The organism is Stenotrophomonas sp. TD3 (assembly GCF_001939825.1).
Lineage (GTDB): Bacteria > Pseudomonadota > Gammaproteobacteria > Xanthomonadales > Xanthomonadaceae > Stenotrophomonas.
Genome location: NZ_MOYM01000001.1, coordinates 1323413 through 1335917 on the forward strand (window position 1 = coordinate 1323413; position 12505 = coordinate 1335917).

14 protein-coding genes are annotated in these 12505 nt (G+C 67.8%); 5 read left to right on the forward strand and 9 right to left on the reverse strand.

Features of this window, described 5'->3' with window-relative positions; genetic code table 11:
• Positions 1-61: 61 nt before the first annotated feature.
• From fabD to BKE09_RS06290, 5 genes are all read right to left on the reverse strand, one after another.
• Positions 62-1006, reverse strand: a complete 945-nt coding sequence (gene fabD / locus BKE09_RS06270; RefSeq protein ID WP_014036190.1) for an ACP S-malonyltransferase — start codon at positions 1004-1006, stop codon at positions 62-64.
• Between the two features lie 160 nt (positions 1007-1166).
• Positions 1167-1949, reverse strand: a complete 783-nt coding sequence (locus BKE09_RS06275) for a serine/threonine protein phosphatase (RefSeq protein WP_075675196.1) — start codon at positions 1947-1949, stop codon at positions 1167-1169.
• Between the two features lie 77 nt (positions 1950-2026).
• Positions 2027-3004, reverse strand: a complete 978-nt coding sequence (locus BKE09_RS06280) for a beta-ketoacyl-ACP synthase III (protein ID WP_049443384.1) — start codon at positions 3002-3004, stop codon at positions 2027-2029.
• A gap of 91 nt (positions 3005-3095) precedes the next feature.
• On the reverse strand, positions 3096-3290 hold the full coding sequence (gene rpmF / locus BKE09_RS06285) for a 50S ribosomal protein L32 (RefSeq protein ID WP_004154640.1): 195 nt from the start codon (positions 3288-3290) through the stop codon (positions 3096-3098).
• Between the two features lie 107 nt (positions 3291-3397).
• Positions 3398-3907, reverse strand: a complete 510-nt coding sequence (locus BKE09_RS06290; RefSeq protein ID WP_049404889.1) for a YceD family protein — start codon at positions 3905-3907, stop codon at positions 3398-3400.
• A gap of 113 nt (positions 3908-4020) precedes the next feature.
• Between BKE09_RS06290 and BKE09_RS06295 the strand changes: the two genes are divergently transcribed.
• Positions 4021-4590 carry a Maf family nucleotide pyrophosphatase gene (locus BKE09_RS06295; protein WP_075675197.1) on the forward strand — a complete coding sequence of 190 codons (570 nt, stop codon included), beginning with the start codon at positions 4021-4023 and terminating at the stop codon, positions 4588-4590.
• 109 nt (positions 4591-4699) lie between these two features.
• Here BKE09_RS06295 and BKE09_RS06300 read toward each other — a convergent pair whose 3' ends face one another.
• A complete protein-coding gene (locus BKE09_RS06300; RefSeq protein WP_075675198.1) occupies positions 4700-6535 on the reverse strand; it encodes a glycosyltransferase family 39 protein in 1836 nt (611 codons plus the stop codon).
• Between the two features lie 42 nt (positions 6536-6577).
• On the opposite strand from BKE09_RS06300, the gene BKE09_RS06305 reads away from it, so the two are divergent.
• The 4 genes from BKE09_RS06305 to BKE09_RS06320 are packed head-to-tail and all read left to right on the forward strand — an operon-like array spanning position 6578 to position 10944.
• On the forward strand, positions 6578-7531 hold the full coding sequence (locus BKE09_RS06305; RefSeq protein ID WP_014036185.1) for a MoxR family ATPase: 954 nt from the start codon (positions 6578-6580) through the stop codon (positions 7529-7531).
• A gap of 23 nt (positions 7532-7554) precedes the next feature.
• Entirely contained in the window at positions 7555-8478 is a 924-nt protein-coding gene (locus BKE09_RS06310; RefSeq protein ID WP_075675199.1) for a DUF58 domain-containing protein, read from the forward strand.
• On the forward strand, positions 8471-10420 hold the full coding sequence (locus BKE09_RS06315; protein ID WP_075675200.1) for a DUF3488 and transglutaminase-like domain-containing protein: 1950 nt from the start codon (positions 8471-8473) through the stop codon (positions 10418-10420). Before BKE09_RS06310 ends, BKE09_RS06315 begins: the two co-directional genes overlap by 8 nt.
• Positions 10417-10944, forward strand: coding sequence for a Slp family lipoprotein (locus BKE09_RS06320; protein ID WP_014036182.1), 528 nt, complete (start codon positions 10417-10419; stop codon positions 10942-10944). Before BKE09_RS06315 ends, BKE09_RS06320 begins: the two co-directional genes overlap by 4 nt.
• A 102-nt stretch (positions 10945-11046) precedes the next feature.
• On the opposite strand, the gene BKE09_RS06325 is transcribed toward BKE09_RS06320, so the two are convergent.
• The 3 genes from BKE09_RS06325 to BKE09_RS06335 all read right to left on the reverse strand — a co-directional run bounded on the left by BKE09_RS06325 (position 11047) and on the right by BKE09_RS06335 (position 12504).
• Complete coding sequence (locus BKE09_RS06325) at positions 11047-11406, reverse strand: histidine triad nucleotide-binding protein (RefSeq protein WP_014646179.1); 360 nt, start codon at positions 11404-11406, stop codon at positions 11047-11049.
• 66 nt (positions 11407-11472) lie between these two features.
• Positions 11473-12072, reverse strand: a complete 600-nt coding sequence (recR, locus tag BKE09_RS06330; RefSeq protein ID WP_014036180.1) for a recombination mediator RecR — start codon at positions 12070-12072, stop codon at positions 11473-11475.
• Between the two features lie 111 nt (positions 12073-12183).
• On the reverse strand, positions 12184-12504 hold the full coding sequence (locus BKE09_RS06335) for a YbaB/EbfC family nucleoid-associated protein (RefSeq protein WP_004154630.1): 321 nt from the start codon (positions 12502-12504) through the stop codon (positions 12184-12186).
• Position 12505: the final 1 nt, after the last annotated feature.

Sequence of the window (12505 nt, forward strand, 5' to 3'; positions counted from 1 at the left end):
ACGGCCGCCGTACACATGCCGCTTGCAGCGGCCACCGGTACGGTCGGCAGGAACAGGGAAATCAGGCCGACCATGCCTCGCGGGCGGCTTCGAAGTCGCCCGGCGTGGCCAGCGAACGGCCATCGATGGCCTTGTCGATGCGCTTGACCAGGCCGGTCAGCACCTTGCCCGGGCCGCACTCGGCGATCTGGGTGATGCCACGGGCGGCCAGCGCCTGCACGCACCCGGTCCACTGCACCGGCTGGTACAGCTGCTGGACCAGCGCGGTACGGATCGCGTCGATGCCGCTGTGGATCTGGGCGTCGACGTTCTGCACCACCGGCAGCTGCGGCGCCTGCCAGGACAGGCCGGCCATCACTTCGGCCAGGCGGTTGGCGGCTTCGCGCATGAGCGGTGTGTGCGAGGGCACGCTCACGGCCAGCTTCACGGCCTTGCGCACGCCCTTTTCGGCCAGCAGCGCCAGCGCACGGTCAACCGCATCGGCGTCGCCACCGATCACGATCTGGCCCGGCGAATTGAAGTTGGCCGGCACCACCACCTGGCTGCCTGCGGCTTCGGCGCAGACGTCCAGCACCAGCTGGTCTTCGGCGCCGAGCACGGCGGCCATGGCGCCGACACCGGCCGGTGCGGCTTCCTGCATCAGCTGCCCGCGCAGGCGCACCAGGTGCGCACCGTCATGCAGACTCAGTGCGCCCGCGGCGACCAGGGCGGTGTACTCGCCCAGGCTGTGGCCGGCGAGCACCGACGGGCGCGGACCGCCCACGGCGTTCCAGGCGCGCCACACGCCGATGCTTGCGGCCAGCAGGGCCGGCTGGGTGTATTCGGTACGGTTGAGCATTTCCTCCGGGCCGCCCTGGGACAGCGCCCACAGGTCGACGCCGGCACCATCGGATGCCTCGGTGAAGGCTTCACGCACCTGCGGGTGCAGTTCGGCCAGCTCGGCCACCATGCCCACAGACTGCGAGCCCTGGCCGGGGAAGACAAAAGCGAGGGTGGATACGGTCACGCGGTCATCCGCTTGTTGCAATCGAAGCGGGCCATGATAAGGGGGAACATGCCGTGTCGTCTGTACGTGCGCGTATGCACGCGTATGGTGGGCGGCCGGGCAAGCGCAACGGGGTCAGATCCCTTTTCCGCAGGAAAAGGGATCTGACCCCTATCAGCCATCAGCAGAACAGCTGCAGGACGTCCAGATCGCCGTCGGCGAGGAAATCCACGCACAGGCCCACCAGCATCAGCACGCCGGTGGTGCTGGCGCCATGGGTGATGAAGATCGAATGGGCCAGCGCGCGCGCCGAGCGACCCAGCTTCATGCAGACCCGGGCCAGGCTGCGCAGGCGGCCACTGACCGCATGCACGTGTTCGCGCACCGGCGCCTGGGCATCGCCCATCGCCTCGGCCATCATCGCCTGCAGGTGCTCGGGGCGGTCGGCGTAGTACTTGGCCACGCCGTAACCGAACATCAGCCAGTCGCGGGCCTGCGCTTCGGACAGATCCATCACTTCCAGCGGATCTTCCTCGAAGTCGATGAAGCCGACCTTCTCGCCATCCCAGGTGAGGTTGCGCGGCAACGGCTGGCCGAAATAGGCACCACGGGCATGCGCTTCGGCAATGGCCTGCATCGCCGCCATCACCAGCCGATCGCGCCCGGCCTCATCGGCACTACGCAGGCAGGTATTGAACGAGCTGCCGTTGTCGCCGATCACCAGCGCGGCATGACCGGTGCCCAGGACGTCAGGCACGTTCACCCCCTGTGCCTGCAGTTCCGCGAGGCGGCGGGCTTCGGTTTCGCGTGCGGCGTCGCCACCGCGGTGCGGCGGCGGGCGCAGGGCATCGAGATGGAAACGGCGGGCAACAAAATTGAGCAGGCCCAGGGCCATTGCTCGGCTTCCCTTGCCGTACTGCTTCAGCCAGGCACGTTGCCCTTCGATGACGATGGGCTCAACCATGACAGGTCCTCCTTAAACGCGTTACGGCCCCAGAGGGGCCGCAACGACAAAGCTTCACATTGTCGTAACTTGCACTATCAATAGCGCAACAGGGCCGAACCCCAGGTGAAGCCGCCGCCGAAGGCTTCCAGCAGCAGCAGCTGGCCGCGCTCGACCTTGCCCGAACGCACGGCGGCGTCCAGCGCCAGCGGCACCGAGCCGGACGAGGTGTTGCCGTGCTTGTCGACGGTCACCACGACCTGGTCCATCGACATGTCCAGGCGCTTGGCGGTCGCTTCGATGATGCGCAGGTTGGCCTGGTGCGGGATCAGCCAATCCAGGTCGGACTTGTCCAGGCCGTTGGCGGCCAGGGTCTCGTCCACGACCGAGTCCAGCGCCTTGACGGCGTACTTGAACACGTCGTTGCCCTTCATGTTGATGGTGCCGCCACCGTTGGCGCCGTCCTTGAAGCCGGTCGAAACGCCAACCGGGTTCCACAGCAGCTCCTTCTTGCTGCCATCGGCATGCAGATGGGTGCTGAGGATGCCGGTGTCTTCGTCGGCCTTGAGCACGACAGCGCCGGCGCCATCGCCGAACAGCACGCAGGTGGTGCGATCGTTCCAGTCGACCATGCGGGTCAGCGTTTCGGTGCCGATCACCAGCACGTGCTTGCAGTCGCCGGAACGGATGAACTTGTCGGCCACGCCCAGCGCGAACACGAAGCCCGAACAGGCCGCGTTGACGTCGAAGGCGGGGCACCCGGCCACACCGAGCTTGGCCTGGATCAGGCACGCGGTGGACGGGAAAATGAGATCAGGCGTGGTCGTGCCGACCACGATCATGTCGAGCTGCGAGGCATCGATGCCTGCGGCTTCAAGCGCGCGCAGGGCGGCGTTGTAGCCAAGGTCGCTGGTGGTTTCGCCTTCGGCCGCGATGTGCCGTTCACGAATTCCGGTGCGCGACTGGATCCACTCATCCGAGGTTTCGACCATTTTTTCCAGGTCGGCGTTGGTCAGGACTTTTTCCGGCAAATAGCTACCGGTGCCCGCGATCCTCGAATAGATCCGCTTGCTCATCATGTTTCCTGTTGCGCGGGCCGCCGATCACCGGCACGCCCGGGAAAGAAGGCAAAGGCCGCTGCCCGGAGGCAGCGGCCTTCCCGGCACATCAATCTTCTTCGACGGCCGAGGTCTTGGTCTGGATGACCTTCTTGCCGCGGTAGAAACCGTCGGCAGTGATGTGGTGACGCAGGTGCACTTCGCCGGTGGTCGGGTCGGTCGACAGCTGCTTGGCGCTCAGGGCGTCGTGGGCACGACGCATGCCGCGGCGGGACGGGGTGACACGGGATTTCTGCACAGCCATGGGATTGCTCCAAACTCGGTTCGATTTGCTTCGTCGTATCGTCGCGCAGGACGCCAGCGCCCAGCACACTTTCGCTTTCGCCGCAGCCGCCGACGACAATCCGGCTGCTATTGTTTCTTCAGTGCTGCCAACGCCGCAAACGGGTTGGCCTTCTTCGTTTCTTCTTCGCTCGGTGCCCAGTCCTTGTCGACTGCCTCACCGTCGGGCGACAGCGGCACAACCGGCACTGCCAGCACCAACTCGTCCTCGACCAGGTCCAACGGACGCAGCTGGCCGTCTTCCGGCACCAGCAACGCCTCGTATTCCTCCGGCAGGGACGATTCCTCGTCCTCGTCGCGGATCAGGCCAAGCCTCTGGGTCACCTTCACCGGCAACAGGAATCGCTGCATGCTGCGCTGACAGGTCAGCGGCAACGCGGTGTCGATGGTCAGTTCCACATAGGATACCCGCAAGACGTCGTCGCGACCGAATTCAAGCGAGTAAACACACTCGCCGTCGGTATCTGCGACCAACCCCTGCAGGCGGGTCAATTCAGCCAGGGAGACCTGACCGTCGAAGCGCCTTCGCGCTACAACCATCCGCCAGGCATCCAGCGTTTCGGGCACGTTCGCGGACATAAGCCGCTGAATACTAAGGATCGCGCCGCCCGCTGTCAAATGCCCGCCATACAGGACTTGCCGCTGCCGCCGTGGAGGGGCCAGACTGCCGCGCCCTGCCCCGGTATTGTCACATGTCACTGGTCCTGGCCTCCACCTCCCGCTACCGCCGTGAACTGCTGGAACGGCTGGGCCTGCCCTTCGACTGCGCACGCCCGGACGTGGATGAGACTCCCCTGAATGGGGAAGCTCCGCTGGCCCTGGCCACGCGCCTGGCCGCCGCCAAGGCCGCCGAGGTGGCCGACCGCTACCCCAGCGCCTGGGTGATCGGCTCGGACCAGGTGGCCGACCTGAACGGCCAGCCGCTGGGCAAGCCGGGCACGGTCGAGGCGGCCTGTGCGCAGCTGGCTGCGATGTCCGGGCAGACGGTGCGCTTCCACACGGCGATCAGTCTCAGGCGGGATGGAGAATCCCTCGCCGCCCTGGATCTGACCGAAGTGCGCTTCCGCGTGCTGGACCCGCAGGAAATCGCCCGCTACGTCGCCGCCGAGCAGCCACTGGACTGCGCCGGCAGCTTCAAGTGCGAGGGCCTGGGCATCAGTCTGTTCGAGGCCATCGACAACCGCGACCCGACCGCGCTGGTCGGCCTGCCACTGATCGCGCTGTGCGGACTGCTTCGGCAGGCGGGGTACGCGGTGCCCTGAACTGTAACGTCGAGCCCATGCTCAGCCGCGCTCTTTGTAGAGTCGAGCCATGCTCGACTGTCTTTGGAAAAGCAGTCGAGCATGGCTCGACGCTACAAAAGCAGAAGCCTCAACGAACTTCGAACGGCTGATCCTGCCATTCCTCCACACTGCCGTCGCGCCCGTGCAGGCGCAGGCCAAGCCAATGCCGCCCCGGCGCCAGCGTGGTGGTATCCAGCGATGCGTCGAAGCCCACCGCCGGATGCTGCGGGTCGGTACTGTCCGGCCAGGCCTGGCGGATGTCGAACACGCGCCCGTAACGGGCATCACCGATCGGACGGCCGTCGACCAGCACTTCGATGCGTGCCAATCCGACGCCATCCTTGAATGCCCAGCCCTTGATGGCGAGCGTTCCGGAGACCTTCTCACCGTTGGACGGCGCATCCAGCCAGGCCATCGCCGGCGTCACGCAGGGCCCCTGCGCGCGCTGCACCGGCAGCCGGAACAGCAGGAAGCGCTGGAAACCATGATCGCTGCTGACCACGCGCGGCGCCGGCAACGGCCCCACCTGCTCGCAGATGGCGTGATAGCGCGCCAGCAGATCGCGGTAGCGCTGGTCGCTGGGTGACAGCACCAGCAGCATCGGCGCACTGCGCGGGCCTTCGTGCAGCAGGTCCCACTGCGCCAGCTGTGCGGTCCGCCCATGCTTGTCGTTGAGCGGATGTGGCAACACCTCGATATCACCGTTGCCGAGCTGGAAGCCCAGTTCGGCACCGACCTTGAAGTTGCCCGCCAGCACACGCGTGCCCGGCGGCATCTGCCGCAATTCGTCACGCACCGCCACGGCCAGCGGCTGCCAGCCGGCAAAGTTGCGCGGGTAGTACTTGCTGCCGGCCATCTGCTCGCGCAGCGCCGGCGTGGACGCCATCAGGTAGTAGCCGAAGGCCAGAACGGTGCCGGCAGCCGCCAGCCACCAGCCGGTACGACGCAGCCAGCGCGGCCAGCCGTTGAGGACCACCGGCACCGCCACCAGCAGCGCCAGGTAACCCGGCAACGGCCAGTGGAAACTGATCCGCTCGACATCGGTGAAGAAGCCCAGCAGGAAGATGCCCAGCGTCGACACCCCGCCCACCAGGCCGAAATAGCGCCACTGCACCCGCGCACCACCACCGCTGCGGGTACCGGCCAGGGCGACCTTCCACATCGCGATGCACAGGATCGGCGTCACCAGCATCGGCTGGATCACCAGGAACCACAGTCCGTCCCATTCGAACGTCCACGGGTGGCGCTCGACCACCTGGAACTTCAGGCCGGCATCGTGGTTGTCCGCATTCCAGGCCAGCAACGGCAGCCAGGCCAGTACACCCACCGCCAGCGCCACCCACACGCGCGGGTCGGCCAGCATGCGGCGGCCCTGCGGCAGCGCCAGCAGCGCAATGAAACCGACACCGATGACACCGATGAAACGGTAGTGGCTGAGCGCACCGATCAGCAGGCCCAGCGCGAGCTTCATCGCCGACGACGCATCCACGTTGTGCAGCAGGCGCGCACCTGCATGCAGGCAGATCACTGCGGCCAGTGCCATCGGCACATCCGGCACGGCCAGCAGGCCCAGCGTGGCTGACAGCGGCATCAGCAGGGTCAGGCTGCCCGCCTGCCACCCTGCGACGTTGCCAAACCAGCGTGTGGCGATGCGCGCCACCAGCAACGGCAGCAGCGCACCGATGGCCAGGAACGGCAGGCGCAATGCCAGCACATGATGGCCACCGATCTCCACGCCCAGGCGTGCAAGCCACGCCGTCAGCCCCGGCAGGTCGGAATAGGCAGCGGCCAGGTGCTGGCCTTCCTGCCAATAGAACGCCTCATCGACGAACAGCGGCAGGCGCGCAGCCACCACCAGCTTGGCCGCTGTGATCAGCGTCCATAACCAGAGAAATATTGTCCGCGCGCGCTGTTCGCCTTGCATTGCTCTATGGATAATCGAATGGATTCCAGACCTGAGACGATCATGCCAGCCTCGTCCCCCAATCCCAGCATGCTAACCGATCAACTGCGCCAGGCCCTGCGGGAGGCACAGGATCAGGTGAACGCACTGGTGCTGGGCAAGGTGCCGGAAGTCAGGCTGGCCTTTGTCGCCCTGCTTTCCGGCGGCCACCTGCTCATCGAGGATCTGCCCGGCCTGGGCAAGACCACGCTGGCGCATGCACTGGCCAGCAGCCTCGGCCTCAGCTTCCAGCGCGTGCAGTTCACCTCCGACCTGTTGCCGGCTGATGTGCTCGGCGTGTCGGTGTACGAAGCCGGCAGCCGCCAGTTCCAGTTCCACCCCGGCCCGGTGTTCACGCATGTGCTGCTGGCCGATGAGATCAACCGCGCGCCACCGCGCACGCAGAGCGCGTTGCTGGAAGCGATGGCCGAGCAGCAGGTCACCCTGGATGGACAGACGCATCCGCTGCCCGACCCGTTCTTCGTGATCGCCACGCAGAACCCGGTCGACCTGTCCGGCACCTTCCCGTTGCCGGATTCGCAGCTGGATCGTTTCCTGCTGCGGCTGGCGATGGGCTACCCGAGCGCGCAGGCCGAGCGCGAGCTGCTGCGTGGCAGTGATCGTCGCGACCTGATCGCGCGCGCGGTGCCGAAGCTGGACGACACCCAGGTGCGAGCGCTGCGTGAAGCGGTTGGCCAGGTGCATGCCAGCGACGCGCTGATCGACTACGTGCAGGCACTGTTGACCCGCAGCCGCCAGCATGCCGGCGTACGCGTGGGCCTGTCGCCGCGCGCCGGGCTGGCCCTGCTGCGCGCGGCCAAGGCGCATGCGCTGCTGCTCGGCCGTGGGCATGTGGTGCCCGAAGACGTGCAGACCCTGTTCGTGGCGGTGGCCGGCCATCGACTGGTGGCGGAGGCCGAATCCAGCTCCGGGCCGGCACTGGCGCGGGCGATCCTGCAGACCGTCGCGGTGGACTGAAGGTGGCCACACGCTGGGCACGCATGCAGCTGCTGGCACGCCCACGCAGGCCCGAAGCCTTGCCGCAGCGGCTGGACCGCCATCGCATCTATGTACTGCCGACCCGCTTCGGCCTGTTCGTCGCCACCCTGCTGTCGGCGATGCTGCTGGGCGCATTGAACTACAACAACAACCCGGCCCTGCTGCTGGCCCTGTTGCTGGCCGCAGCGGCGATCGCCAGCGCCATCGCCGCGCACCTGCAGCTGTCCGGCATACAGATCGATGCAATCTCCGCCGAACCGGTTCCAGCGGGGCATCCCCTGCGCCTGCGCGTGGACCTGTCGTTGCGCGACCCGCGCGCGCGCCATGGGCTGCACCTGCAGCTGGGTGCAAGCGAGGCCTGGGTCGCACTGCCTGCACACGGTCGCGGCGAAGTGGAGCTGGATGTCCCCAGCGAGCGCCGCGGCTGGCTGGAACTGCCTCGCATCCGCCTGTCGAGCACGCAGCCGCTGGGGCTGGTGCGGGCATGGTCGTGGGTGTGGCCGGAACAGCCGCTGCTGGTCTATCCACTGGCCGAGGCACTGGCACCGCCGCTTCCGGAAAGTGGCAGCGATCCACTGCACACCCGCGCCCACGCCAGTGGCGATGAGCTGCACCAGCTGCGCCCCTATCGTGCCGGCGACGCCCCGCGCAGCATTGCCTGGAAACACTCGGCACGCCGCGACAGCCTGCTGGTACGCGAGTACGAGAAGCCGATCGGCATCGAAGTGGTGCTGGACTGGCGCGCGCTGGCACCGCAGGGCCATGAAGCGCGCATCGCGCGGTTGGCACGCTGGGTCGACATGGCCGAGCGCGAAGGCCGTCGCTACACGCTGCTGCTTCCGGCCCATCCACCGTTCGGCCCCGGCCAGGGCGCCAGCCACCACCATCTGTGCCTGCGCGCACTGGCGTTGATGCCCCATGACTGAGCCTGCCGTCCTGCTCGATCGCAACGCCCGCAGCTGGACCCTGGCCAGCGCAGCGCTGGCGCTGCTACCACTCCTGCTGCAGCTGCCGCCGGTGCTGGCGATCGTGATCGCGATCGCCGCTGTACTGACCGCTGCGCTTTCGTGGCGGCGGGTACTGCCGATGCCGGTTCGCCTGCTGCTGGTGCTGGCCATGCTGGCCACCATCGTCTGGCAGATGGGCATGGTGCGGCCGGGCCGCGACACCGGCTGCGCCCTGCTGGCGGCGATGCTGGCGATCAAGTCCAGCGAACTGCGCAGCCTGCGCGATGCACGCAGCCTGCTGGGATTCGCGCTGTTCTCGCCGTTCGCGGCCTTCCTGCTCGACCAGGGACCACTGACCACCGGACTGGCGGCGCTGGCCGCGATTGCCGCACTGCTGGCGCTGCAACGCCTGGCCCAGGACGAGGGCCACAGCCCTCGCCTGCCGCTGCACGGGCAACTGCGTGGTGTCGGCCGCCTGCTGGGCATCGGCCTGCCGCTGGCGCTGGCCTGCTTCTGGCTGTTCCCGCGCTTGTCCACGCCGCTGTGGGGCGTACCCGAGCGAGCGGTGGGTACACCGGGCCTGGCTGACAGCATGGCGCCGGACCAATGGCTGGACCTGATGGCCGACGACACCCCGGCGCTGCGCGTGCAGTTTTTCGGCGCGGTGCCCGAGCCCGCGCAGCGCTACTGGCGCGGCCCGGTGCTGACGTCGTTCGACGGCCACCGCTGGAGCCGTGATCGCGCGACGGCCCGGCGCCCCGCTCCGGTGGTCGAAGCCGCCGCACAGGGATGGGACTACCAGATCGACTACGAGCCCACCGACCGTCGCCTGCTGGTGGCGCTGGACCTGCCCAGCCGCGCACCGGAGGGCAGCAGCTTCGATGCGGACATGAGCCTGCGCAGCGACCGCACGCTGTCCGCGCTCAGCCGCTGGCGGTTGCATTCGGCGCCTCCGCAACGGTTCGACACCGATCTGTCACCCTACCTGCGCCGCGCCGCGTTGCAGCTTCCGCCCGGCTTCAATCCGCGCACCGCCCAGCTGGCACAGCAATGGCGCCAGGAGGCCGGCAACGATGACGAGGCCATCGTCCGCCGTGCGCTGCAATGGATCACCCGCGACTTCTCCTACACGCTGGACACCCCGGTGGCCGGGCGCGATCCGGTCGACGATTTCCTGTTCAACTACAAGGCCGGCTTCTGCCAGCACTTCAGCTCGGCCTTCGTGGTGCTGATGCGCAACGCCGGCATTCCGGCCCGGGTGGTGACCGGCTTCGCGGGCGGCACCCGCAACCGCATCGGCGACTACTGGGTGGTGCGGCGCATGGATGCCCACGCCTGGGCCGAAGTCTGGCTGCCGCAGCGCGGCTGGGTCCGGGTCGACCCGACTGCGGCCGTGGCGCCGGAACGCATCCTGGACACGCTGGACGATCGCCTGCAGGCCGGCACGGACACCCCGCTGCAACAGCGCTGGCTGCAGCTGGGGCAGATGGGTGACTGGCTGCGCCGCGGCTGGAACGACCTGGTGCTGTCCTTCGACGCACGCCGCCAGCAACAGCTGCTCAAGCCGTTCGGGCTGGATGATCTCGGGCCGGCGCAGCTGGTGGCCGGCTTCGTGGTCGCGGCGCTGCTGGCACTGGCGTGGATGGCCTGGCTGCTGGCCCGCGGCGAGCGCGAGCGCGACCCGCTGCTGCGCGCCTGGCACCGGCTGGGGCGGCGCTATGCACGCCTTGGCCTGGCCCGCGAACCCAACGAGACGGCATGCGACTGGTCACGGCGGGTACACGCCCAGCGCCCCGATCCGGCCCTGCTCGCACTCAGCCAGCGTTTCGCCGACGCGCGTTACGCTGGAACTTGCACCGACCTCGCTTCATTATTGCGGGACCTGCGCAGGCATCGCCCGACTTCCGGAGCCTCCCCATGAACACCAAGTTCCTCCTCACCGCTGTGGCCACGCTGGCCCTGTCGGCCTGCGCCACGGCCCCCAAGCCGCTGCAGGGACAGTTCAGCCTGGTTTCCCCGCGCGACTCGGTCGCCACCCAGCAGGTCGGCACGCCGGTCCGTTGGGGCGGTCGCATCATCGAAACCAAGCCCGGCCAGGGCGAGACCTGCTTCCAGATGATCTCGCGCCCGCTCAACGCCAGCGGCCGCCCGAACACCACCTCGTCCGACGCCAGCGACGGCCGCTTCATCGCCTGCCGCGCCGGTTTCTACGACCCGGCCGTGTTTGAAGCCGGCCGCGACGTGACCTTCATCGGCAAGATCGACGGCTACCAGAACACCCGCATCGGCGAGTACGACTACCGCCTGCCGAAGCTGTCGGCCGATGTGATCTACCTGTGGCCGGAACAGCGCCAGGTCGATGTGGTGCCCTATCCCTATGGCCCGTGGGGCCCGGGCCCGTATGGCCCGTACTGGGGTGGTTACGGGCGTTGGGGCTGGTGGTGATCGCCACCCGCCATGCGTGATCGAAAAAGGCCGCCTTCGGGCGGCCTTTCTTCATCCACGCATCGCGTGGATCCACGGCGGGCAAGGGTGGATGCCGGGCGCTCAGCGCCCCGGCGTACCGAAATGCCCCAGCGGCGCACCCGCCAGCAGGTGCATGTGGATGTGGAACACGGTCTGCCCGGCATCCTCGCGGCAGTTCATCACGATGCGGTAGCCATCCTGCGCGAAACCTTCGCGGCGCGCGTACTCGGCGGCGGCCAGGGCCAGCTTGCCGATCAGGTGCGCCTGCGACGGCTGCAGGTCGTCCAGGGTCGGGATGATCTCGTTCTTCGGAATGAACAGTACGTGCACCGGCGCCTGCGGTGCGATGTCCTTGAAGCCCAGCACCTCGTCGTCCTCGTAGACGATGGTGGCCGGGATCTCGCGACGGATGATCTTGCTGAAGAGGGTTTCGTTGCTCATGGTCGGCCTCGGCGGGATGTCTTCCGCATTGTAGGCCGGACACGCCGGGCGTTGCCCGGACAGGGCTCAGTCGCGGAATTCGCTGCGCGTGCCGAACGCGTGTGACAGCGTGCCGCGATCAACGTATTCGAGTTCGCCACCGAGCGGCAGGCCCTGCGCCAGGCGGCTGGGCTGCACCTTGCGCGCGCGCGCCAGCTGCGCCAGGTAGTGCGCGGTGGCTTCGCCTTCGACGGTGGCACTGGTGGCGATGATCAGCTCCTGCACCTCGCCCTCGGCCAGCCGCTGCTCCAGCTGCTCCAGGCCCAGCTCGCGCGGGCCGATGCCATCGAGCGGCGACAGCCGGCCCTGCAGCACGAAGTAGACACCGCGGAAGCCGGTGGCGTTCTCGATGGCCAGGCGGTCGGCCGGCGATTCGACCACGCACAGCTGGCTGCGCTCGCGGCTGTTGTTGGCACAGGTCGGGCACAGCTCGGTTTCGCTGAAGTCGCGGCATTGCGCACAGTGGCCGATGCGTTCCACCGCCAGCGCCAGGGTTTCGGCCAGTCGCTGGCCACCTTCGCGCTCGCGCTCGAGCAGGTGGTAGGCCATGCGCTGTGCGGTCTTCTGGCCGACGCCAGGCAGCACCCGCAGTGCATCGATCAATTGTTCAAGCAGGGGTGCGGACACGGCGGCATGCTTTCTTGGCGTCGAGCAGGCTCGACAGCTACGTGTAGAGCCGAGCCATGCTCGACTGTGGGTTGCAGCGGGCGCCTGCGGAGGCAGGCGCCCCGCCAAGAATCAGAACGGCAGCTTCATGCCCGGCGGCAGCTGCATGCCGGCGGTGGCCGAACCCATCTTCGACTTCGACTCGGCATCGATCTTGTTCGAGGCATCATTGAAGGCGGCGGCGATCAGGTCTTCCAGCATCTCCGGGTCACTGGCCAGCGACGGGTCGATGCGCACCTTGCGGCATTCCTTGGCGCCGGTCAGGGTCACGCTGACCATGCCGCCACCGGCACTGCCGGTCACTTCGATCTTGGCGATTTCTTCCTGGGCCTTCTGCAGGTTCTCCTGCATCTTCTGGGCCTGTTGCATCAGTTGGGCGATATTGCCGCGCATA

Bases quoted from the DNA above. Each gene is read 5' to 3' on its own strand.
- BKE09_RS06315 (WP_075675200.1), top strand. From the start codon at position 8,471: ATGACTGAGCCTGCCGTCCTGCTCGATCGCAACGCCCGCAGCTGGACC.
- BKE09_RS06320 (WP_014036182.1), top strand. From the start codon at position 10,417: ATGAACACCAAGTTCCTCCTCACCGCTGTGGCCACGCTGGCCCTGTCG.
- BKE09_RS06305 (WP_014036185.1), top strand. From the start codon at position 6,578: ATGCCAGCCTCGTCCCCCAATCCCAGCATGCTAACCGATCAACTGCGC.
- BKE09_RS06280 (WP_049443384.1), bottom strand. From the start codon at position 3,004: ATGAGCAAGCGGATCTATTCGAGGATCGCGGGCACCGGTAGCTATTTG.
- BKE09_RS06325 (WP_014646179.1), bottom strand. From the start codon at position 11,406: ATGAGCAACGAAACCCTCTTCAGCAAGATCATCCGTCGCGAGATCCCG.
- BKE09_RS06275 (WP_075675196.1), bottom strand. From the start codon at position 1,949: ATGGTTGAGCCCATCGTCATCGAAGGGCAACGTGCCTGGCTGAAGCAG.
- rpmF (WP_004154640.1), bottom strand. From the start codon at position 3,290: ATGGCTGTGCAGAAATCCCGTGTCACCCCGTCCCGCCGCGGCATGCGT.
- BKE09_RS06335 (WP_004154630.1), bottom strand. From the start codon at position 12,504: ATGCGCGGCAATATCGCCCAACTGATGCAACAGGCCCAGAAGATGCAG.
- BKE09_RS06310 (WP_075675199.1), top strand. From the start codon at position 7,555: ATGCAGCTGCTGGCACGCCCACGCAGGCCCGAAGCCTTGCCGCAGCGG.
- BKE09_RS06290 (WP_049404889.1), bottom strand. From the start codon at position 3,907: ATGTCCGCGAACGTGCCCGAAACGCTGGATGCCTGGCGGATGGTTGTA.
- BKE09_RS06300 (WP_075675198.1), bottom strand. From the start codon at position 6,535: ATGCAAGGCGAACAGCGCGCGCGGACAATATTTCTCTGGTTATGGACG.
- BKE09_RS06295 (WP_075675197.1), top strand. From the start codon at position 4,021: ATGTCACTGGTCCTGGCCTCCACCTCCCGCTACCGCCGTGAACTGCTG.